The sequence below is a fragment of the Pedobacter foliorum genome (assembly GCF_013266735.1).
Lineage (GTDB): Bacteria > Bacteroidota > Bacteroidia > Sphingobacteriales > Sphingobacteriaceae > Pedobacter > Pedobacter foliorum.
Genome location: NZ_JABSNU010000009.1, coordinates 99,256 through 123,285 on the forward strand (window position 1 = coordinate 99,256; position 24,030 = coordinate 123,285).

General features: G+C 39.4%; 13 protein-coding genes. 1 reads left to right on the plus strand and 12 read right to left on the minus strand.

All coding sequences use genetic code 11. The features are described 5' to 3' along the window. Position 1: 1 nt before the first annotated feature. The 12 genes from HQN83_RS17600 to HQN83_RS17655 form a co-directional block, all read right to left on the minus strand. Positions 2–3,277, minus strand: a complete 3,276-nt coding sequence (locus HQN83_RS17600) for a glycosyl hydrolase (protein ID WP_173091795.1) — start codon at positions 3,275–3,277, stop codon at positions 2–4. A gap of 130 nt (positions 3,278–3,407) precedes the next feature. Next, positions 3,408–5,174: a RagB/SusD family nutrient uptake outer membrane protein gene (locus tag HQN83_RS17605; RefSeq protein ID WP_173091797.1), complete on the minus strand. Its 1,767-nt coding sequence runs from the start codon at positions 5,172–5,174 to the stop codon at positions 3,408–3,410. A gap of 12 nt (positions 5,175–5,186) precedes the next feature. Continuing rightward, positions 5,187–8,234 carry a SusC/RagA family TonB-linked outer membrane protein gene (locus HQN83_RS17610; protein ID WP_173091799.1) on the minus strand — a complete coding sequence of 1,016 codons (3,048 nt, stop codon included), beginning with the start codon at positions 8,232–8,234 and terminating at the stop codon, positions 5,187–5,189. Positions 8,235–8,282: 48 nt separating this feature from the next. Further along, positions 8,283–10,178, minus strand: coding sequence for a RagB/SusD family nutrient uptake outer membrane protein (locus HQN83_RS17615; RefSeq protein WP_173091801.1), 1,896 nt, complete (start codon positions 10,176–10,178; stop codon positions 8,283–8,285). Positions 10,179–10,196: 18 nt separating this feature from the next. Continuing rightward, positions 10,197–13,361 carry a SusC/RagA family TonB-linked outer membrane protein gene (locus HQN83_RS17620; protein WP_173091803.1) on the minus strand — a complete coding sequence of 1,055 codons (3,165 nt, stop codon included), beginning with the start codon at positions 13,359–13,361 and terminating at the stop codon, positions 10,197–10,199. A gap of 59 nt (positions 13,362–13,420) precedes the next feature. Further along, positions 13,421–15,196, minus strand: coding sequence for a hypothetical protein (locus HQN83_RS17625; protein WP_217277419.1), 1,776 nt, complete (start codon positions 15,194–15,196; stop codon positions 13,421–13,423). A gap of 236 nt (positions 15,197–15,432) precedes the next feature. After that, positions 15,433–17,352, minus strand: a complete 1,920-nt coding sequence (locus HQN83_RS17630) for a glycoside hydrolase family 127 protein (RefSeq protein ID WP_246254538.1) — start codon at positions 17,350–17,352, stop codon at positions 15,433–15,435. 96 nt (positions 17,353–17,448) lie between these two features. After that, a complete protein-coding gene (locus HQN83_RS17635) occupies positions 17,449–17,991 on the minus strand; it encodes a carboxymuconolactone decarboxylase family protein (RefSeq protein ID WP_173091805.1) in 543 nt (180 codons plus the stop codon). A 6-nt stretch (positions 17,992–17,997) separates the two neighbouring features. Beyond that, positions 17,998–18,546 (minus strand): carboxymuconolactone decarboxylase family protein, encoded by a 549-nt coding sequence (locus tag HQN83_RS17640; RefSeq protein ID WP_173091807.1) that lies wholly within the window; start codon positions 18,544–18,546, stop codon positions 17,998–18,000. Positions 18,547–18,571: 25 nt separating this feature from the next. Beyond that, positions 18,572–19,822, minus strand: coding sequence for an MFS transporter (locus tag HQN83_RS17645; protein ID WP_173091809.1), 1,251 nt, complete (start codon positions 19,820–19,822; stop codon positions 18,572–18,574). A 28-nt stretch (positions 19,823–19,850) separates the two neighbouring features. Then, on the minus strand, positions 19,851–22,616 hold the full coding sequence (locus HQN83_RS17650) for a TonB-dependent receptor (protein ID WP_173091811.1): 2,766 nt from the start codon (positions 22,614–22,616) through the stop codon (positions 19,851–19,853). Between the two features lie 35 nt (positions 22,617–22,651). Continuing rightward, positions 22,652–23,212, minus strand: coding sequence for a carboxymuconolactone decarboxylase family protein (locus HQN83_RS17655; protein WP_173091812.1), 561 nt, complete (start codon positions 23,210–23,212; stop codon positions 22,652–22,654). Positions 23,213–23,584: 372 nt separating this feature from the next. Here HQN83_RS17655 and HQN83_RS17660 point away from each other — a divergent pair, with 372 nt between their 5' ends. After that, on the plus strand, positions 23,585–23,989 hold the full coding sequence (locus tag HQN83_RS17660; protein ID WP_173091814.1) for a hypothetical protein: 405 nt from the start codon (positions 23,585–23,587) through the stop codon (positions 23,987–23,989). Positions 23,990–24,030: the final 41 nt, after the last annotated feature.

Below are 24,030 nucleotides of genomic sequence, written 5' to 3' on the forward strand. Positions count from 1 at the left end.
TTTAGTAAGGATTTATTTCAATTGATACGGGCCCGGTTAACCCTGATGTATGAAGTGGGCTATCGGCATTGTATGGATTGATATAAGTCCAGGTTTTACGCTGATCTTCTGGTAATTTTAAATCGCCAATCAATCGGTTTACCCAGGTATTAACTACTTTTATTTCCAATTTATTTTCTCCTCCCATTACTGCATCAGTAATATCTACCTTATAAGGAGCAGTCCACACGCCACCAACATCTTTACCATTAACTTTTATTTTAGCCAATGCGGTAACTGAGCCAAGGTTTAAGTAAATACGCTGTCCGGATTCAGGTTTCTTCATTTCAAATGAGGTATTGTAAAAGGCGCTTCCAGAATAGTGAGCTATTCTTTTATCAGGATGTTTTGACCAGTCTACCAGAGTTTTAAACACCACAGGTTCTTCAGGGCCTCTTCCTTCTTTATCAAACTTAACAGTCCATGGATCGCTTAGTTTAACAACATTAATCGGCGAAGGGAAATTAACTCTCTTTTCCGTTGACGAATTGGTGAATGGGTTCTTTTTGAAGACCACAAAAGCACTTTCAAACGCATCCAGTTTTAAAGGAACAGATGTGGTAGTTGAAGTTGAGCTATATTCTGGTAGATCACGCATTTTTCCGGTTATGGCATTCCATAATTCAGGAGCTTTTCCAATAACACGGAAAGCTGGATTAATACTTATCGGCTTGTCGCTTTGATTAGAGACAAAATAGATTTCGCCCTCATTAACTTTTCTATGGATAAACAAGGCCAGATCATTATCAACTGTTTTAAAATCAGGAATTACGCCTATCTTATCTAAGGCTTGCTGTAAATCAAACCCAGTCATTACTAAACCCTTACCATATTCATTTGTTTTAATGTTCTCACCATCAATTTTACCCCAGATTTCACCCGCAAGTTTTTTCACTTTCTCATCTGCGGTTGCATAGTTTTCTAAACTAGGTGAGTGTTTTGGTTTTGGGCCCAAAATCACTCCACCTGCTTTTACTAAACTTGCTATTTTTTCCAACAATTCTGGTCTCATGGATTCCAATGCTGGCAATACCAATACACGATAAGACATTCCATCAGGAAGCATAAATTTGCCGTCCTTAACAGATAAACGATTAATAATTACTTCGGCATTTATATAATCAAAAGAATAACCTGCGGGAAGTTTAGGATCTTGTACTCCTGTCATTTTTGGTGCATCCTCGCCAATAAAATAAGCTACATCAGCAACATATTTACCTTGTTGAAGCATAAAATTACAGCGTTTAAGATACTGGATAAACATATCCATATCGTAATACCAGGTATTAAAACGGTTAAATTCATTCCCAAACCAGGCATTAACGCCCGGTTTTCTATCTTCATAAGCCTGTTGAATATAAACGTGCAATAATGTATTGTTGATCCCTTCTGTAAAGAAACGGTCGCCGCGTTGTTTCATCATTGCAGGATACCTTCCAAAGGTATTTCCCGCAGCAGTAAACGACTCTGCTGAAACTTTTGTTTTACCATAAATGTGCGCTGCCGAAGATGCTGCTCTATTTTCGATATTACCAAGTTCTCCCTCACTCCAGAACTCCCCTGCAACCTCATCAGACTGGCCTCCATACTGAAGAAACTCTCCAGGAAAACCCCAATGTCCATAGTTTTCTAGCCATATATTTAAACCATGCTTATGACTTATGTCACGTAATCCACCTACATATTCATAAGCAACATTATCAGCTACAAAACGTCTCAAATCCCATAAGAAACGATCTGATTTATCCTGACTCCCTACCACATGACCATACATAACAGGCATTAATGGCATTGGGTCATAGCCGTAACGTTTTTTAAACTTTCCAATAAAATCATCCGTCCAGTTTTGCCCACCCATCTCATAACTATCCTGAACCGCAACTTTCCATGTTTTACGATCTTCAGCAGGTATACGTCGTTGAATTTCGCCCATAAATGCATCAAAGTGTTTTAACACATGCTCATGGTTCATTTTATCGATCTCTAATCCAGTTCCTTCCGGAGATGCCGGGCCATTTTGAACACCTGTCGGCAACATTCCTGTACGCATAACAATCCATTCGCCCTCCGGCACATCCCATGTAAGCGTTCCATCGGCCGACAAATTTGAGCTGATATCTTTAATTGAACCTTCTTCTACAAGCAAGGCTTTATCCGTTACTTCTTTTTGCTGAGCCCATTGATATTCATGCCAGTATGGAAGTGGCGTTGGGTGCATTTTAGCCAATGTTTTCTCTACAAAGCGTTCAACTTTAGGCACCGATGATATTTCTACTTCAGCAATAGCTGCATCATTTGATTGATTGGTAATCGTTAAGCGGAAAGCCTTTGAGGTTATTGCATCAAATGAAATAATAACAGGGGCAAACTGCGCAAAACCTACATTAAGCGCATTGTTGCTACGATCTAATCTGAACTGTTTTACCTCACGATAAGTACCATTATCCAATGCTTCTATCTTCACATCCATACTCATGTTCTTTTTTGAAGGATGAATAGTTAAGCTTCTGGCAGTATAATTTTCTTTAGCAGTGATGTTAATCACAACAGGTTTACCACCAGGTAATGCAGCCTCTGTCTGCTTATTTTTATCAAGGATATTTCCTATATTTTGAATGGCAGGTTCTGAAGTAATAACAGGTTTTAAATCTGCAATGCTACTTCCATATCCTTTAGGCGCTTTAAAAGCCAGCAACTTTACATCTTGAAAACTGCCTTCAGGTCTTTCAAGTTTTTGCGAAATCTTTGCAGGCCCCTTAAATACTGTTTCTGAAGATGCCAGATAACGCATTGCCTGTTCAGGTTTAACCCATGGACCACCTGATTGGCTCCAGCCCGGACTATTAAACATTCCTATTTCTATACCTAGTTCAGACGCTGTTTTTAAAGCAGTATGGGTAATATCCCACCATTCATCAGAAAACAATTTCACTTTTCCATAAGGCACCTCTCCGGTTAAACCTATATTCCCAATAAAAGCACGATTTATACCTACCGCTTTCATTGCTTTTAAATCGTTTATTACCCCTTGCTTAGAGATATTGTCGGAAATCCAATACCAATAAACACTGGTTTGTATGGTATCTGGAGGAACAATAAAGCCACTCTCAACTTTAGTAAAAGCAATTTCTTTATTTGTACTTGAACAAGCTGCAATAATTAAAATTAATACCGGCAGGACAAAGCGGGCAAGGTGTACCCATACAGGTCCATGAAAAGATCTGATGTTAGAATTCATAAATGGTTTCATTTGGTTGTGTCAATAGTTCTCTTTAAAAAACTATTAGTTAATCTACCAATACTATTAATTATTTTAATAATCAGCAACCTGTACTATACTGCTCTGCATTGTAACTTTTAGGTTGCTATTAATCTAACCAACCTGGGTTCTGCCAATTCTGCCCTGTAAGATTAATCATCTTGTCAACCTCAGCCTGATCTATTGGATACAATAAATATTTAGTAGACCAAGCGTTCCTATCCGCAAATTTGAACCGGCTATAAGTAAGGTTTGAACCTGTTTTGGTAATTCTAATTCCTGTGACTATTTTATCCGTTTGATCCAGAATTTTCCATCTCCGAACATCAAAAAAACGATGCTCTTCAAACGCAAATTCAACACGTCGTTCATTACGATATTTTTTCTCAAATGCCTCTTTAGACATCCCAGAAGAGAAAGCAGGCATACCAGCCCTTGCACGAACAATACTTACAGCCTCACGCGCGCTCATCGTAAGTCCACCTGAAGACACAGAGACATCTGGCCCAGCCGATTGATATGCAGATTCTGCAAAGTTCAAATAAAGTTCTGCCAAGCGAAATAATCTAATAGAACCATCAGCATCATTATTAATTCCAGATTTGTAATTATTAAACTTACGTAGATAATATCCTGTGCGGGTGTGTTTCCTATCGGTTTCTGAAATACCTTCAGTGCCTCCCACAAATGATTCAATTTTCTTTCCATTAGGATCGTTCAGATTCCTTACTGCTCCATTATAGTATATAGACGCATAAAATCTTGGATCGCGACCATTATATGGATTATTTGGATCATAACCGGATGCTGCATTTAAAACAGGCACAAGTTTATTTGCATCGGTATAACTTGTTATTGGGGCCTCACCATTTGCCATCTCATAACTATCAACCAAATCCTGACTTGGACATGGACCAGTTCTCTCTAATCCGGGAGTTGTTGGCATACCAGCCCATTTCCACACCTGCATTTTTGTACCACCCTGATAAATTGTTTCTTTATCTGTTGATCTCTGATCGTTAGATCCGATAAGATTGTAATAAGCATAGGCATTCTGCGCTATATCTGCCCCAGGAGTCTGATTAAACAGTTTATAATCATTTGCCAGACATTGGGCTAGTGCCTCGGCATTTATAGCTGTTGCATCTGCCCAAGTGTATGTGCCATCCGACCATAAGGGGCTCGCCGCGTAGGTTATTGACTGAGACTTAATGGCATAAGCCACTGCACGGGTCATGATTCCGTATTGATTATCATAAATATTCCATGAAAAACCTTCACGTGTTGCCGGATAAGAGAGGGCTTTATCACAGTCTGCCTGGATAAGTTTTACTACGTCTGAAAAGCTTGATTTTTTATCTTTAGAAAAATCATGATTGATATCTAAAGGCTTCTCAAAAATTGGCACACCTCCATAACGTTTAATCAGTTGCAGATAATAAAGTGCACGTAATGTATGTGCCTGTGCTGTCCACGCTCCTTTTTCTGCATCAGTCGCAAATGCAGTTGCTGTTTTTATATTTTCTATAAATACGTTGCACTTACGAATTCCCTCATAAAGCTTTGACCATGGACTTCCATCTGCTGAGTATCGGGGATAAGATGCAGAAGTAATAGATCCGCTATACCAAATTGCATAATTTGATTCCGAAGAATTATCATCAGCATCCTGAGCTTCATCTGTATAAGAGGACCTGTCCATGTATGGAGTCGGGGAAAACCCATAGCATGAATTAAGGTATCCTCTTGTTCTGTTATAGTCGCTGAATATCTGTTCCATAGATATGCGGCCGTCGGTTGGTAAATCTAATTGCTTGTTACAAGAAAAAAATGTTCCTGCAATAATTATGATTATAAATTTTCTATACTTTCTCATTGTAATAATTAGTTAAAAAACAACATTTACGCCTACGTTATACACCCTGTAAACAGGAAAGGAAGTGTAGCCTCCACCTTCCGGACCAAAATCTTTAGATTTCATTTTATCCCAGGTAACCAAATTTTGCCCGCTAAGTAAAAACTTGATTTTGTCCGCAGAGATGGCTTTAGAAAGTGATTTAGGCAGGGTATACGACAATTCCACATTTTTCAGCCTGATGTAGGACCTGTTATATTTATAGTAATCATTCGCTTCGTGGTTTACAGATTTAACCAAAGAAAGTGCAGGCGAGGTAATTAACTCCCCATTATTAAAGCGTTCCTCTGTCCATGCGTTTTGATGTAATGCACCGTATACACCATCAAAATCTGTTTCCCAAACTCCTTGTCCACCAATCATTGAGGAGTACTGGCCAATGCCTTGAAATAAGAAATTAAGGTCAAAGGATTTAAAAGTTATACCGCCCGATATTCCGTAAGTGAGCCTTGGCAAAGCTCCTGTGCCTACTGGAGCTTTGTCTGCTTCGTTGATTAAGCCATCATTGTTTAAATCCTGATACTTAAGGTCTCCCAAACGTGGTGTACCAAATCCATAAACGAGTTTATTATTGCTAAGTTCCTGCTGAGTATTAAAGAAACCATTACCATTACTATAATCAACCAGATAACCAAATCCTTGCCCGTAAGAATATCCTTCCTGCTGAGTTCTATAAGCATAATCGGCATTTCTAAGTGGCTCATTTATCTTGATCACGTTGTTTTTTGCATATCCAAGCAAGCCACCTAATGAAATTTTCAAATTGCTATTAATGGCTTTACTGTAACTGGCAGTTACTTCATAACCTTTATTCTCAAAAATACCTGAGTTCGTTTGCGGATAATAGTTTAGCGGAATTCCCTGATAGGTTGGAATTGCAGAAAAGGCACTCACTACCATATTGTCCATTCGCTCTTTGAACACATCCAAAGAAAAAGAAAAGGCGTTAAATAATCCTAGATCCAAACCGTAGTTCTGTTTTTTAGAAATCTCGGCCTGTATGTAAGGATTCCCGACTTGCCTTTCGTTAATAATATACTGTAGCGAACCAATTGGTCCGCCCCCATTAACGGTTACATTATCAAGATAGGCAAATCGACCTAACCCACTTTGATCATTTGCTGTTTTACCATAAGATGCCCTTAATTTAAGATTGCTTAACCAGGTTGCGTCCTTCATAAAACTTTCGTTTGACACCTCCCATGCAGCCGACACTGCAGGAGTATATATAAAGCGGCTTCCTCTGGCGTATTGTTCTGAACCAGAATACCCTACATCAAATTTAACGTAGTATCTATTATCATAATTGTAGTTTGCTTCTGCTCCTGAACTTACACGATTGTATGGAAGCAATCCTGGAGAACCTGTATCTGCCTTGGTAAGATTTTGAAAGAACATATAAGCCATTCCACTTACATGGTGTTTTCCAAAATCTCTGGCATAATTTAATGCTCCGTTGTAAGTAAGATGATAATAATAAGAATGGCCTTTACTATACGCTAATGGCGTATTATTTTGCTCACCTTTTTTATTAAACACGAGCTCATCAAGATTGCTGGTTCTCATCCAACGTTCGTAGTCCTGAGTTGTACTCAGACTACCTACTGCGTTTGTTTGATAGGCTACTATACCGGTTAGATTTAATCCTTTAGTTAAGAACCCCATATCCAAATCGAGACCGAATTGAGAAGTGATGTTTGTAACAGTATGCCTAACATAACCGGAACGATTAAGCATTCCAAAAGTAGGTGAACCGACTCTTTCGGTAGTAATAACCTTACCATCAGGAGTTAGTGGACCATAAACTGTTGGCGGAATTTGAAACAAACTACCATAGATCGTTGAGTTTCCTGAACCTGGTGTACGTTCTCTTTTTATGTTACCACTTAAACGAATAAATGCTTTAAGATATCGATTAAGGCTCATATCAACATTACTGCGATAGTTAACCCAGACATTATTTGCATTAGGGTTATACTTGTCCTGATCTGTGATAAACTGCCCTCCCTGATGCATGAGGTTGATATTGGAATAGAATTGAACCTTATTATTTCCACCGGTCACATTTACACTAGCTCGCTGCATTGCGGCATAGTCTTTAAAATAACTGTCATACCAGTTGTTATTGGGATACAGGGCATTACCGCCTATACGGTAGTTTTCGATTTGCTGGTCAGTAAATACTTTCCCTTTTCCATCATTAACTGATGCCTGATTTCTAAGCCCTGCATATTCAGCCGCGCTATAGAAAGTCGGCGTAGTTGTTACCTGTTGTATGGACTGATCAAAGCTTGTTTTGATTTTGACGTTACCTTTTATACCGCGTTTGGTGGTAATTACAATTAGTCCGTTTGCACCCTGGATGCCATAAAGTGCTTGCGTAGATCCATCCTTTAAAACAGAAACAGATTCGATCTCATTTGCACTGATGTAATCGAGTGTTTGATTGCTGTTATACGCACATATAATTCCATCAATAATTACAAGTGGTCCGTTACCTCTAGCAGCTGAAAGCCCCCTTATGTAAATATTAGTGTTTGCTCTTGACAGTTCTGAATAGGTTTCTTGTGTGGTTAAACCGGCAAAACGACCGGCAAAAGTTTGGGTAAGATTTGCTACGGGAGATTTTTCAAGTTCCTCGCCGGTAATTGTCGATACCGATCCGGAAATTTCATGTCGTCGTTGTGATGTGTACCCGAGTTGAACCACTTCATCTTTTTTATGCCCATCGGGTTTTAGCTCAACATCAATCTGTGTTTTCCCATCGGCGACTATTTTTTGTGTAGCATATCCGCTGTAAGAAAATATCAAGTGGCTATTTGCATCCAGAATTATGGCATACTCCCCGCTTGCATTTGTAGAAGTCCCTGTTTCCCCATCTGTAGAGTTTATCGTTACACCGGCAAGGGGTCTTCCAAATTCATCCTTCACTACACCTTTCACAGAGACCGATACTTCCTGTGCGCTGACGCCTGTTCCAAAAGAAAGCAAGAGTGCCAGCAGCAATGTTATTTTGATCATTAATTTATGTATCATCTGATTTATCATTGATTCTATTAAAAACTATTACTACCAACCATTACTTTGCCATTTAACCCCTGTAATTGCTTGCAGGCGGTTTGCCTCATCGAGCGGGATAGGTACCCAAAGGAATTTATTTGTATAATTCTTACGCTCATTAATACGAACAGTTCTCCGGCCATAGGTAAAGCTGCCATCCGTAGCTCTTGTGATCTCCATCCCAGTTATCCATTTGTCAGTTTTAGAAAGATCACCTGTTGGCAGAGTCCATCTGCGAACGTCGAAATATCTATTTTCTTCCATAGCCAATTCCACTCTTCGCTCGTTTCTGACCCTAAGTATTAATTGCTCTTTGGACAAACCTGAAGGTATAACAGGCATACCTGCTCTTGCCCTTATTTCGTTAACTGCAGCAATTGCTTCTGGTAATTTATCTGCCTCGGCGGCAGCCTCTGCAAAGTTTAATATTACCTCTCCAAGGCGAAACATTTTCCAGTTAGCACCACCTACCGGATTATCGTTTCCTGAATTTGGATGCAAGAATTTTCTCTCGAAATATCCTGTTCTCGTTGCTTTTCTGGTAGAGGCATGAATACCTGTTTGCGGTTCACCTACATAAGTAGCAATGATTCTTGTTCTGTTACCCATTGGAGCCGGATAGTTTTCAAATGATTCAGGAGCTTCTGCAAAATTCCAGAATGCTTTTCTTTTTGATCCATTGTAATAGATAGAAGCATAAAAACGAGGATCTCTGTTTGCATACGGTTTTTTAGGATCATACGTTTTATTTTCAGAATTGTAGTTCGGCTGCAAATGCTTCTCGTCAAGATATGGGTTTTCCAGATTTAGAACTGGTTTTCCATCAATAGTTTCATAAGCATCCACAAGTTCCTGTGTTGGACAGGTTCCCGATTTATATCCATCCTGCGCACCAATACCATCAATATCCCAAATGTTGCCTTGCCCATCGCGACTTTGAAATATTGTTTCATGATCTACACTTGAGGTGTAGCCCATGTTTTGAGTAAAATACTCATTATAGATGGCAGTTTTTTCGTTCTTATCAGGTCCAAGATATGCATCATCCGAAAGATAGGTTTGTGGATAGTTTACTTTATTATAAAGCTCATAGCCATTTTTTCTTAGATTTTCTAAAGATGTTTTGTTTACCTGATAGGCCTCTTCCCAGTAATTTTTTCCTTCATTATATAATGGACTGGCGGCAAAAAGAATCATTTTTGATTTAATGGCTTCTGCCATCGCTTTATTTACACGGCCGGCTTGCTGATCTTCAGTTATTCTCCACTGCAATTCATCTGTACTGAGAGCTACGTCACAATCTTCCATAATAAACTTAACTACATCATAATAAGTCTCCCTTTTCACTTTCGAAAAATCACCTGAAAAATCGTATGGTTCACGTTCAATAGGTAATGAAGGACCAAACCATTTTAGTAGTTCTGAGTAATAATAGGCCCTTAAAAGATGAGCCTCAGCTTTCCATCGTTTTCTATCTCCATCGCTGCTTACTGTTGCATTGTTTATGCGGCTTATAAATATGGTACAATTACGGATAGCGCTCCAATAGCTGGCCCAATAATTTCCATTCCCGGCATCACCACTTACATTGGTTATTGGATGATTACCTGCAGATGCATTACCATTATACATCCTGCCACTCATCAGCCCTGATTCTGCTTCCGCATCTGTATCCCAGGATTCGTCGCTCCAGTTAACGGGTCCTCTTTGCCAAAAAAAGTATCTGGTTCCTTTTACAGGCATATTTGCATAGCAGGTATTCAAAAAAGCTTTTACCTTTTCGTTATCGGCAAAGATTTCGTCCATGGTGATCTTGCCATCGGGCGCCATATCTAATGCTTTCTTGCACGAACCAAGGAAAAGCATGGAAAGGGTTACTATTAAAACTATATATTTCTTTTTCATAACTTCTTGTATTAGGGATTAGAAAGTAACATTTAAGCCAAAGCTTGCCATTTTGGTTACAGGGTACCCAAGAGGATCATTGTTTTCCGGATCCAGGTGGCCCATTTTTAAGTGATCCCAGGTGTAAAGATTTTGTCCGCTAACGTAGACCCTTAATCTTTGAACCCCTATTTTGCTTAATATTCCCTGAGGAAGCGTATATGCGACCTCAACGTTTCTAAGACGGATAAATGAACGATCCATAATGAAGAAATCATTAGCAGTATGATTGGTATTGTTCAATGTACTTAATGCCGGGTAAGTGATCTTATCGCCATTAGCATATCGCTCAGGAGTCCATGCATTTCTATGGTAATCGAAATAGGTACCCAGTTTTGTAGTTTCATAAACTCCCTGATCTGCATAATTACTAGAGTATTTGCTTACACCCTGCAAGAAAGCGGTAAATTCAAATCCTTTATAGTTAAGGCCTAATGTGAAACCATAGGCAACCCTCGGGATGTTGCTGTAGCCAATCGCAACCTGATCTTTATCATTAATTACACCATCGCCATTAGCATCTACATACTTAAAATCTCCAACCCTTGGCGTACCAAAGCCATAAGTAGTATGGGAAAGGTAATCGTCCAACTCTTGTTTAGAATTAAAATAGCCATTGCCATTACTATAGTCTATTTTATAACCAAGACCTTGACCAAGGGAGTAACCGGTAGAGCGGTATCTGGTTGCATAAGATTCATCGCGGATCTGTTCATCTATAAACTTAACCACGTTATGGTTATATCCATAGTTTCCTTTAACCATTAAAGAAAGGTCTTTGGCAAGTGATTTATTGTAGGTTATCTCAACTTCATATCCCTTATTATCAACCAGTCCCATATTTACTCTTGGAACGTTACCCAACGGAAGACCTTGAAATTCGGGCACAGTATTACGCGAGATCAGGATGTTGCTTCTTTTTTCAATAAAATAATCGAAGTTGGCAGTTAGGTCTCTGAATAACTGAAGATCTACTCCGTAGTTTTGCTTTGCTGCTACTTCCCAGGTAAGATTTGGATTACCCATCAATCCCTGATTGATTCCTCCCCCAAGACTACCAAGCGGCCCACCTCCCACGGTGATGTTACTTTGATATAGAAAACGTGCAGATCCCATTCGATCGTTACCTACTTTACCATAAGATGCACGGAGTTTAAGATTGGTAATTATCTTGTTGTTTTTTAAAAATTGTTCATTACTAATGACCCACCCAACTGAAGCAGCAGGAAAAAATCCAAAACGCTTGCTTGGTGCAAATTGTTCTGAACCATTATATCCCATATTAAATTCTGCCAGATAACGATTGTCATAGCCATATGTAGCTCTGGCAGCCACACCTATCACATTAAAAGGAATCTCACCAGCCGTAGTTTCCCAATAATCACGCTGACCTAATACCATTGCAGTTACGTCATGCTTTTCTGCGAATGTGCGGCTATAGTTAACCGAGGCTTGCATGTTAATGTTGTAACGGGAATCTGCTCCTTTAGATAGAGATAGAAGTTGTTCATCCGGACGTTTAGTTGCATAGCTTAACTGGTCCGTTTCCGGATTCACAACAGCAAGGTAAAGACGTTCGGTTTTCGCCCCTTGAGTAGCAGTTGTAGATTTAGAATCATAAGAAATCATTCCTTTAACACTCAATCCTTTGGTAACGAAACTACCTAAATCCCAATCGAGCCCAAAAGTAGAGTTCAGGTTAGACCTAACTTCGTTGCGGTATCCAAACCTGTTCATAATCTCAAAGGCAGAGCGATCAAGATATCCCGGATCTACTATTTGACCGGGTGCTACTCCAAATCCTGCTATGGTTGTTGGTCCGGGAGTAATCGGAAGAATAGTTTGAGCCTGATACAACAAATCTCTCATCATCCAGTTTGTATCACCCCCGTACAACCATGCCGAAGGCATATTAACTTGTTCAATATAGCTTCCGATATTTAAGAATGACTTTAATGAATTGGTAACTTTATAATCCAGGTTTGCCCTAAAATTAAATCTATCCATCTTTGCTGCAGGGTCATAACCTAATACTGATTTAGGCTCCGTGTTAAGGTTACCGCCCTGATGAAGATATGCCGCATTTATAAAATAAGAAGCTCTTTCTGTCCCCCCGCTCGCGCTGGTATTAATTCTTGTTTGTGGCGAATAACGAGATATAAACTCACGATAATAATCATGATCAGGATACATATATTTTCTTACCGCTGCTTTTTGCGCATAGTCCGGATCATTAGGATTCAAACCTGCCAATGGATTAAGATATTTATCCATGGTTTCCTGACTAAAAGGAAGTGGTGAGATGTTGTCATTTTGAGAAGCTTCATTCCTTAGCTTCATATAATCTATTGAGTGTAACCGTTCAGGCTCCCTAGTAAAAGAAGAGTAACTCTGATCGAAATTAACCGACAGCTCCGGCTTACCTTCTGAACCACGTTTTGTGGTGATCAAAATAACACCATTTGCTCCACGAACACCGAATACTGCTGTTGCAGATGCATCTTTCAAAACTGAAACAGATGCTACCTCACTAGCGTCAATAGTTCTAATATTATCTCGAGGAACTCCGTCAATAAGGATAAGAGGGCTTTTACTGTTAGTTGTTGCGGCACCGCGCAGATACATAGTTGCATCATCACGACCTGGTTGGCCACCACCGGACTGAATAGAAGTTAAGCCTGATAATTTACCCGCCAAGGCATTGGCAAGACTCGCAGACGAGCTTTGCTTAAGTTCCTTAGAAGAAACAGAAGAAACTGCCCCTGTAACCGAAATTTTCTTTTGCTGACCATATCCTACAACTACCACTTCGTCCAATTTCTGATCAGAATTTACCAGAGTTACATTAATTGTTGATTTTCCATTTACAGCGATTTTCTTCTGAACATATCCTATAAAAGCAAAAATTAATACAGCGTTTGATGGCGCTTTAATAGAATAGGCCCCTTTTCCATCAGTTTGGGCACCCACTTTGGATCCCTGAACCATAACTGTAACCCCAGGTAATGGGCCAAGGTCCAGAGAATCCAATACCTTTCCGGATACAGTTATCTGTTCCTGAGAGAAAGCATTAAGTGAACTACATATTGCCAGTAACAGCAACGGAGTCCAATAGAGCTTTAAGAGTAGTCTTTTTTTTCTCATAATGAGCATTTTAGAGATGTTTGAATTAGGTTTATTTTGGCTAGGTTTCAGAAGTGTTTTCATTTACTTTGGCTTTCTGTATATGGATAATTGAATCTTCCCGATGGCGCCACATCCCCGTTAATCAAGAAATCAATGATATCTCCATCAGTCTGCATATTATCAGACCATTTAAATTCAAAATCCAATGTGTTTTTTGTGACTAAGAATGTCCTCGGGATACGAATTTCCAATTGGTTATCTATATACTTATAATCCACCTCTGCAACCTGTTTCCAATTCCATCCTCTTACAGATTTTTCTAAAAATGCTTTTTGACCGGGCATTTTTCTATTCACAATCAAATCATATCCCTCCCACCCTGTTTTTTTATCCTTATCGATATCTATAAACAAGCGCATCCATGCCGGATCTGTATGATCGGTTAGTTTATTCGCTGTTTCCACATAGAAATAAACATACTTATTGTCTCTTGCTACTTTTGCTTTTACGATGTCATTTCGCCCGGTTGTATTTGTATAATGTGTTCCTGCAAAGCCATCAGCATCACGATGTACTGTATTGCCCTTGTGAGCCATAAATTCTGGCTTAACATTTATCCATTCATCAAATTTGCCATCAATACCGATGGTTTTGGCCGCAGACGGTTTTTTTGGAGCAGGCATCCCTTTAAAGCGACGGATGTTGGCAATTAACTGGTAATAATAATTATCCTGATGTCCTCCCTTCATAGGCTCTATATCCCTGCTATGCTCGGTATCGAACTGATCAGGAAAAGCATTTGGTTGATCCTGCCATTTTTCATATCTACCCGCTATCCATTCGTTCCAGCCAGTAACAAATACCAATTCTACATTCTGTTTAAGGGCGTGATCCCATTGCTCCTGAAAATTCAGACCGTACTGATGTGCATCTTTACTTGTGTCCTGTCCATTTTTATCAGTGTAACTTCTGCCAAATGCACCTTTGGCATTCATTGGATTTAGGCCATTTTCTTTAGTCCAGTTTTGCGAAGTACCAACAGTCATTTGTTCAAAACTTCCATCATTGTTTTTCACGAAACCATGTTGAGGATATATCTCCAGCCATCCCCAATGATCTTTACGTTCAGGACCTTTATTGTACACCGGCTGTCCAGGACGGAAGGTAAAAAAGTCCCTAATCACTGGATCAATATTATCCGGGTAAGCCATAATTAAAGGCTTACCTTTCCATTGAAACCACAAATCCTTATAAAGCCCGGGTTTGTACAAATCATTATAAACCTGATCAATAGCACTTTTGCTATCTTTAGAAGCACCAAAGCCCATCATAAAAGCTATTTGTGGGGTACGGATGCCATTTTTTCTTGCTTCTGAAAACACTTCACAAAGAGCCATGTAAGCAGGCTTCCATACAAGATCTCCATTGGTACAATCGAACATAATCATATCAACACCCGCATCTGCCAGCATTTCTGCATGTTTCCAAAGCACCCATTTATCCATATTGATGTAATAACCAAATAGGGGCTCGTTCCAGAAATTCATAATATTTTGAGGCCAGGCAGGATGCTTAAAATCATAAAGCGCATCAGGATGCTTTTGCAAAAAGGCGGTAGTATTATTAGGTTTTAGCTTAGCCTGTGCATAATGCCATGTCCAATAGAACATCCCGACAAACTTGTCACTTTTCTCTTTACCTACTTCACTAAATGTTGGCAATTTTCTGCCTAATGCATCTGTCGCAGGCAGTGCCGCGGTATAATTGGTTAGTGATTTCTGCGGAAAAACATTTGTTACAGCAGCACACAGCACCAATAAAAGACCAGCACAGGATCTGATATTAAAGCTCATAATAAATCTATATTTGGTTAGGCACAATTGTTTTCGGAGAGAAAACAATTAGTTGCTGATCAATACTATTAATAGTTTCATCGAACAGCAACCTGCACTATACTGAATGGCATCCTGCACTCACAGGTTCTTAAAGATTAAATTATAAGCACAGATACGTGCTAAATCCTATTAGGAAGAAAATAAACTATTATAAAAAGAAATACTTTTTTAATATAAATATTCCGTTAATACTATTATTTCTTAACCGGTAACCATACCTGCATTTCCGATTTACCTCTATTTGCCCAGGAATAATATGGAACAGCAGTAACAAATTCATTTTTAACCCCTTCAGCTTTCACCACAACAACACCTCCTAATAGGTCTTTTTGGAAAGATGAGCTGAAAATAGGATTTTTAGGAAGTGAGAGACCTTGCATTTTACTTAAGTTATCAGGTTGCTCAATGCAATAAACCAAAGGCCCTCTTTGAAGGGCAACCTTATTATTATTTTCTTTTATGCTATCAATTGCAGCAATTTGACGAACCTCCATTGGTAGATTTAGTTTTACAACATCTCCCTTTTTCCATTTATTAATAATAACAGCATATCCATCTTTAACAGTGTATTTAGCAGGTTTTCCATTTAAAGTTAAATTGATATTCTTACTCAATTTATCAGCATACTGATAAGTAGAACCAGGTACAGGCTGATTATTTGCCCAGCCCGGAATGCGAATATGCAGAGGAAAACTTATGTGCACCGATGGATCTATAGAGACATTAACCAGACCATCCCATGGGTAATTGGTTTCCTGTTTAATTTTAACACTACCTTTTTTTAAAGGTATAGTGGTGTTACTACCTACAAAAAGATTAACCAGAATTGAGTTATCAGAAGAAGCATAAATATAATTACCTAGCGATTCGACTAATCTGGCAATATTTGAAGGGCAACAAGCTGTTCCGAACCATTCACTGCGACCGTACCCTCCTTTTGATGCCAATGGATTACCGTAGAAAAATCTATCACCGCTAAGTGATAATCCAGCCAAGGCTCCATTGTATAAACTTCTTTCCAGCACATCTATGTATTTCGCGTCATTGGTTAATAAGTTCATACGTTCGTTCCACAGAACCATACCAACGGATGCACAAGTCTCACAATACGCATTTTCATTTGGGAGATCATAATCCACTGAAAAACCCTCGTTACTCCCAGATGAACCTATGCCGCCAGTGATGTACATATTCCTGTAAACTACATCTTCCCATACTGTTTTCATAGATTTCATATACCCGAGATCATTTTTTGCAGCACCTACATCGGCTGCGCCAGTATAAAGATACATGGCTCTTACAGCATGTCCTTCTATCTGTTTCTGCTCTTTAACAGGCACATCATCCTGACAATATTTCTTTCCCATATGAGGATTAGTCCAAATGGCACCTTTACCGTGGTCATGCCCACGTTGCTGTAAAAACCAATCGGCCAGATCCAAGTATTTTTCTTTACCTGTTGCTTTGTAGAGTTTTACTAGGGCAAGCTCTATTTCCTGATGTCCGGTTACCCAATTACGATTCTTAAGTCTAAATGTGTTATCTATATGATCAGCAAAACGGGTAGCGACATCAAGGAGTTTCTTTTTTCCCGTTGTATTATAGTATGCTACAGCAGCCTCCATTAAATGCCCGGCACAATAATCTTCGTGCTTTTCCATATCAGTCCACCTTTGATCGAGCCCAGTAAGTGTATAGTAGGTATTTACATAACCATCAGGTAACTGCGCCGCAGCTATTTTGTTAATCCAATCGTCAGCTTTTGCTTCTAGCTTCGAGTCAGGATGGTTTTTTAGTGAATAAGCTATGGCCTCGAGAGCTTTGTAAACATCAGAGTCATCATAATAAATTCCCTCATGCTTTTCACCCTGCTTACGAGCTACCTTTTCAAAATTTCTGATTCGAGGTGTTTTAACCTCTGTCTGATCGATACATACGGGAATGGTTACCTCACTTACAGTTTTAATTTTAGGTGCCCAAAAATTATCAGTGATATTAACCTTTGAAAAATTAACGGATGAGATTTTAGAACTTGATTGCTGAGCGAAAGTCGGCTCAGACAATAAGCCCAGCAAAACACAAAAACCAAAACCACATTTCATTAAATTTCTCATATTACTTTGATTAAAACAATTAACATCTTCTGCCTTTCGACAAATCGATTAAGTTAAATCTAGTGTTTAAAAGGAAAAGTTTAAGTAAAATGTTTATTATCTTAAAATAAGATAGCCATCTTCTGCCCGCTGTGGTGCCCGGTTTATGTAAAACTGTCGGTCTAATGGAGCAGTTGTTCCCAAACCGTCAACATAACGATTGAACATACAAAATGCCGCTGCAATTAGCACCGTATCATGAATTTCTTTGTCTGTAGCATCTTCTAATTTTGCTACCAAAATTTGCTCCTCACTTACCATTTTACCACCTTTTTGTACACTTGCAGCAATAGCAAGCAGACTTTTCATCTTAGATGAAAGGTCTGCTGTATTAAAATCATTTTTAATCTTATCTATCTGATTGATGTCACAGTTTAAATAATGTCCGGCCAATGCCCCATGTACATTCTGGCAAAAGAAACAATCATTTAGATACGAAACATAAGTTCCTATCAATTCACGTTCGCCGCGAGACAAAGTGTTATCAACATTTCTTAGTAGCATCTCTGCAAGTGCATTTAAAGGATTAGCCGTTTCAGGACGATACTCCATTAATCCCCTGATGCCGGGTAAGTCATTATTTAAATTAATATGTGCCATCTTATTTTATGATTGTTGTTGTACTGGTAAATTATATCCCTGAACCATTCTCTTTCCCATTTCCTTATACGCTTCAGGATCTGTTGGTGTAAAGCTGGCTAAGCCATCTACATAACGATTAAACATACAAAACGCAGCTGCAATGAGCACTGTATCATGCAGTTCTTTATCAGTAGCACCCTCATCTTTGGCCAGTTCTATATCTGCAGAGCTTACCTCTTTACCAAGAATCTGTACTTTACCTGCAATATTCAGAAGTGCTTTCATCTTGCTACTTATGTTAGCTGCCTCCATATCATTCAAAACATCATCTACAATTTCCTCATCATCATTGTACAAACATCTTGCTGCTGCTGCATGACTACTCATACAGAAAAAACAATCGTTTCGTTTTGAAACATATGCGGCAATCAATTCCCTTTCTGCTTGTGATAAGGGCGACTCTCCTCGCAACAATTCCTCAGCGAGGTCATAAAGGTATTTTCCTGTTTCAGGTCTGAACATAACCAGAGATCTTATTCCTGGAACTCCTTCAGGTACGTTAATATGCGCCATTTCTTATAAGTTTTAAAATTTCAAATTATCCGGCAGTAGACTCTAATGGAGTAACCGCTATTACTTCTTCTTTCTTTTCTTTTATAGATAACACGACTACAAAACCAACTACGAATACAGTTGAGAACATAAAAATTGCGTTACCATATCCGCCAAGTGATACTACAAGAACCCCTATAAACAAAACCGCAGTTGCGGTAAACAACCTACCAATATTAAAGCAGAACCCTGTAGCTGTGGCCCTTATACCGGTATGGAACAATTGCGGAATATAGGACGATAAAACACCCTGACTAGCCCCGAAGAACAAAGCCAGCACAGCAATTTCTATAAAAATCAAAGGAGAAAAAGTGGTATTCAGTTTAAACAGCACGAAGGACATAATGGAGCAAACGGCAAAACACAGCATCATTGATTTTTTTAAACCAAGTAGATTGACTAAGTAACCTGAGAAAAATCCTCCGACCAGTCCACCCATTCCCATGCACATCATACTCAGACCGCGTTCTTTTTGTCCGTCACCACTGATTAGACTTTGCACCCATGTAGGCAGCCATGAAAATATGGCCCATAATCCAATGAGCATAGTACCAAACATCAGGGAACCAACTATCAGTTCTCTACGGTTTTCGGCAGAATACCACAGGGATAGTTTTTGGGTTACCGCCTTTTGCTCCCGATGCTCCAGCCATTTATCCGACTCTTTAATCACAATGATCCCAATAAGTGCCAGGATAATAGGGATGGCTCCTACAAAAAAGGCTTCTCGCCAAGAGGAAACCACAAAGTTGATGAGGCCTGCTGAAAATATCCCTACGGGGAAAGCAATAGAAATAATCCCCGTAACTACAGCTTTACTTTTCTGAGGCCATACTTCACTAAGCAAGGTGAAGGAAACAACCAATACGCCCCCTACCCCAAATCCACTCATGAACCTGCATGCTACCAGACCAATCCATGTCGGCATGAGGCCTGTTAACAGGGTAAATATGCCATAACAGGCGATAGCAGACAATAAAGCTTTCCTACGTCCGATCCTGTCGCTAATTAGTCCCCAGGTAAAGCCGCCAAACGCCCAGCCAAAAATGAACAGCGCGTTGACAAAACCGCTTATAGAATTCAGTTCTTCAGCACCCAGATCTCCCTGCAGGTCTTTAACTACTACCGGGAGATACACTGACATGAGCGTAGAAACTGTTCCACCGAATGCGCTACTCAAAAAGCAGAGAATGAACAGTAAAGTCAGGTAGGTATTACTTAATTTTATTGCACTCATAATTTTTACTTTTAAGGGTGAATACCAATTATTTTAAAGGGTTATCAAATACCAATGATACATAATAAATTGCCCCTACAGCAGGAGAACCATATGATTGCGAAACGTATTTATTCAGGATGTTACTACCTCCCAGTTTAATCGTGGTGTTTACAGAAGGAATTTTTTTATTAATCTGAGCATCCACCATTGAATAAGCTTTGATGCGCCCTGGTCTTACTCCATTAAAAGTTCCATACCAGTCGAACGCACTCTGCCAGTGCCACGCAACATTAAATCCAAAATCACCACCTAGGTTTGCATTACCAAATGTTGCATTGGTACTGTACTTAGGTGTATTAAACTGGGCAATGTTATTGATGTTTGCACTGCCAAGGTTGAAATCGGACCAGGTTGCATTGCCTCCAAGGACATAACCACCGTTAAGCAGGTAGGTTAGACCAAAACTTACACCTTGTGCTGAAACCTTATCCTGTGCGTTGGTATACAATTGAAAGGCACTTACTGTGCGTGCTGCTACTTCAGCTGCTGCTGCAGGATTAATTTTACCATCGGCTCCAAGTACCGGGCTTGTTGGCCTTAATACTACGGTATTGAGTATAAAATCTGTGTATGAGCTATAATAATAGTTTAGGTCTACCAGTAGTTTTTCGTTAATCAAACCTTTATAGCCAACCTCAAATGCTTTTTGCTGCTCTGGTTTTATATAGGCAACATTAGACTTAACCAAAAGGTCTTTATTCTGGTTGATTGCAACTGGTGGAGGTGTTCCGCCACCAATAGCCGCACCTACAGCAGGGCCGAATACATTTACTGAAGCTGCAGTGAACGAATTCTCATATACATTTAATCCGGCGCTGTTATTTGGAGCTCCTCCCAATATGGTAATAGGGCCAACGTTGAGGTGGATAAACTGATCTACAGGGGTAGGATTTCTAAAGCCTGTCTGATAAGAAGCCCTGAAATTATGAGATTTCGCAACGGTATATACCCCTGAAAAACGAGGAGTAAAATTGCCGTCGAAATTTTCGTTCTTATCATATCTTACAGACGCGGTTAACTTCAGCTTTTCATCGAAGAATTTTTTACCTATCTGTGTAAATGCTCCGTATTCTTTGATCCCGATTTTATTTGTCTTGTCATCGAACAAGCTTCCATTGGTAAACATTTTATAATTACGGAAGCTACCCCCGGCAAGTAGTTCAAATACCTTTATTGCACTGGAGAAATCGTACTGACCATCAGTATGATAAAACTTACTGTTGCTAAAAACGCCGGCACCGCTTAAGCCATAATTATGAATAGAGGCATCCTTTGATTTGTCAAATGCTTCTGAACCCGGCAGGAATCTACCCTGATCAGCAAAAGTACGTGCGGCGGTATGACTATTTCCAGTAACACCAGCCTGGGTACCATTAAAAGCGGCTGCATATCTTGTGAACCAGGTATCATCAGCCACATTAGGCGCTACAACTTTTCCGCTAAGATCCTGTACCCAGTCTCTACTAATAAATTGAGCAAGGGAACGGGTATTGTAAGAATCGTGAGAATTTTCAGTTACCACATAACTGCGCAAAAAGAAATTGCTTCCTTTTAGTTCTGCACGGTGTGTCTGAAGCACAAAATTATTCAGATCAAAGCGGCTGCTTCCGGTATAGCTGGCAGTACCTACGCCATAATTGTATTGGTAAATGGCTTCAAGACCGTTCGTGATACGATAATGCAAAGCACCGTTCAATTTCAAACTATACACATCATAATTCATCAGGTTCTTTTCCTCATAACCAGTACGGGATACGACTCCAATACCCGTTAAGTTTCGGGAAACCTCATCACCATAAATATTTAAAGCATCGCGTGCCGGATTGTTGGGGCCACGCTGATCTAATGGAGTGCTGGCACTGACATCAGTATAATCGTTAGCATACCAATCGACCCCTTTTAAATAAGAAACATTGATTTTAAAGGCCAAACGGTCATTAAATGCATGGGCAAACCTGAGTGCAACATCATTCATTTCTTTTGAGCCTGTTGCCGGATCATTAATGTGATTTATTCCGGTTTTTACCTGAAAAGACAGACCCTGATAAGCGAATGGATCTTTGGAATGGATGTACAACAGGCCATTAAAAGCCACTGGTCCGTAGAGCGCCGACGCTGCTCCGGGGATAACCTCTGCCGATTCAACGTCCAGATCAGATGCACCAAACAAGTTACCTACTGCGAAGTTAAGGCCTGGTGTCTGATTGTCAACTCCGTCGACAAGTTGAAGGAAACGGGAGTTACCGGTGGTATTAAAGCCACGGGTGTTTACCTGTTTGTAAGTGATGCTGCTGGTAACAGCCTCCATTCCTTTCAAACTCTGGAGGCCATCATAAAAAGTATAAGATGGATTTTCCTTAATAGTTTTGAGCGACATTTTTTCAATACTGACAGGTGATTGCAGGATATTTTGACTTACCCGGGAGGCGGCAGTTACCACCTCATTAAGCATAATAGTTTTGGCAGAAAGTAAAACACGGATATCCTGACTTTCAGAGGTAACCTGAATTTCCTGGGACTCATATCCGATAGCGGAAACAACGATAACAATTGGTAATTTACCTTTATAATTTAAGGTGAAACTTCCTTTTACATTTGTTGTGGTGCCAGTGACCTTGTTTTTAATATTGACACTTGCATTGCTTAAGGCAAGATTGGTATCTGTGGCGGATACATCACCTCTTATTTTCAGTTCCTGTCCGAACAAGTTAACAGCATAGAGCAATAATACTATTAGTAAGTTTCTCTTCATTTTGGTTTGGTTTATTTTGGTTTATTTTGGTTGGTTTATTTCTTAAGGTGATCATACCCATTGGGGAGACGGGTATACCCATGGTTAACAAGTCTGTCGGCCAGGGTGAGGTAATACGCAGGGTTTTCAGGGAGTGCAGTTCCTAGTCCGTCCACATAACGATTATATAAACAGAATAAGGAGGCAATCAATACCGTATCATGAATCTCCACATCAGTTGCGCCAGCAACCTTTGCTTCTTCAATGTGTTCTGCCGTTACGCTTTTTCCACTTTGCCTGGTTAGGGCCGCAATGGTTAATAACGCTTTCATTTTTTGACTAACAGGAGCTGTACTAATATTTTCTTTTACTTTTTGCGCCGTTTGCGTTTCTCCGGCTAACAAATCCGCAGCAGCAGTATGCGCTGTTGTACAAAAAACACATTCATTTCCGTGTGACACAACAGTAGCAATTAATTCCCTTTCGGCTTCAGTTAAAGAAGATGGTCCACGGAGCAAAAACTGTGTTAGTTCCCGAATAGGCTGAGCTGTTTCTTTACTATACTCTAGTAATCCGGTAATTCCAGGCAAGTGGCTTTCTAATGAGATATGAGGCATTTAAATATTGTTTAAAATATAAAGTTCTAAGCCGCAAATTGTAACAATACTATATAAACAACTTCTATTCCAGAAGCCGACCGATCAGCAAGAAAACACACTTACCGCTATATATCAGTATTTAAATACAAAAAACAGCTATTAATTAAATATTACTCCTTTACCCACAGATAGAATGTAACTATAAGTTTACAAACTTTATTCGTTACAACAAAATAAAAATGCTAAAAGGTTTTAAAATAAATTTTTAAGCCCATTCAGATCTAAAACTGAAGTATTCCTTAAAGATCAAGAACTATTGACAATATTCTGACAGTTTAAAAAGATTAACCAGCGTTAACTCTCACAGCTAATACTATTTTTGTGGCGAATATGAAAGCGGTTATTCTATTCTTACTTTCTCTGTGTTTCCTTCTATTAGGCAGGTATGACCATGCTTATGCAGAAGCTAATCACAATCCCTCTTCCTATTCATCTACTCAGAATATTGAGAAACTGCAGCAAGCAAAACTCATCGGCACAAATCAAGAGCTGCCAGTAATTAAGAATAATTGCTTCAGTGAACAAAGGGAAGATTTCATCTCTGTTGAGAATGAGGATGAGGACTTTGTATCTGCAAGGAAATTGGCATTACCAGTTAAGTACATTATCACACTTGCCAATTCTTCCATTTTAAGTAATTCCAGTAATTATGTCAAAAACCGTTTGCCATGTTGCAAACATTTATCTTACACCTCCTCTTACAAATACATTCTACAAAGAGTTTTAAAAATATGATCAAAAATACGCTTCAGTTACCGAGCGTATGATCATCTGTG

Excerpts from the sequence above, each read along its gene's own strand:
- HQN83_RS17610 (WP_173091799.1), bottom strand. The coding sequence starts at position 8,234 with ATGATCAAAATAACATTGCTGCTGGCACTCTTGCTTTCTTTTGGAACA.
- HQN83_RS17620 (WP_173091803.1), bottom strand. The coding sequence starts at position 13,361 with ATGAGAAAAAAAAGACTACTCTTAAAGCTCTATTGGACTCCGTTGCTG.
- HQN83_RS17605 (WP_173091797.1), bottom strand. The coding sequence starts at position 5,174 with ATGAGAAAGTATAGAAAATTTATAATCATAATTATTGCAGGAACATTT.
- HQN83_RS17625 (WP_217277419.1), bottom strand. The coding sequence starts at position 15,196 with ATGAGCTTTAATATCAGATCCTGTGCTGGTCTTTTATTGGTGCTGTGT.
- HQN83_RS17655 (WP_173091812.1), bottom strand. The coding sequence starts at position 23,212 with ATGCCTCATATCTCATTAGAAAGCCACTTGCCTGGAATTACCGGATTA.
- HQN83_RS17660 (WP_173091814.1), top strand. The coding sequence starts at position 23,585 with ATGAAAGCGGTTATTCTATTCTTACTTTCTCTGTGTTTCCTTCTATTA.
- HQN83_RS17630 (WP_246254538.1), bottom strand. The coding sequence starts at position 17,352 with ATGAGAAATTTAATGAAATGTGGTTTTGGTTTTTGTGTTTTGCTGGGC.
- HQN83_RS17600 (WP_173091795.1), bottom strand. The coding sequence starts at position 3,277 with ATGAATTCTAACATCAGATCTTTTCATGGACCTGTATGGGTACACCTT.
- HQN83_RS17650 (WP_173091811.1), bottom strand. The coding sequence starts at position 22,616 with ATGAAGAGAAACTTACTAATAGTATTATTGCTCTATGCTGTTAACTTG.
- HQN83_RS17645 (WP_173091809.1), bottom strand. The coding sequence starts at position 19,822 with ATGAGTGCAATAAAATTAAGTAATACCTACCTGACTTTACTGTTCATT.
- HQN83_RS17635 (WP_173091805.1), bottom strand. The coding sequence starts at position 17,991 with ATGGCACATATTAATTTAAATAATGACTTACCCGGCATCAGGGGATTA.
- HQN83_RS17640 (WP_173091807.1), bottom strand. The coding sequence starts at position 18,546 with ATGGCGCATATTAACGTACCTGAAGGAGTTCCAGGAATAAGATCTCTG.
- HQN83_RS17615 (WP_173091801.1), bottom strand. The coding sequence starts at position 10,178 with ATGAAAAAGAAATATATAGTTTTAATAGTAACCCTTTCCATGCTTTTC.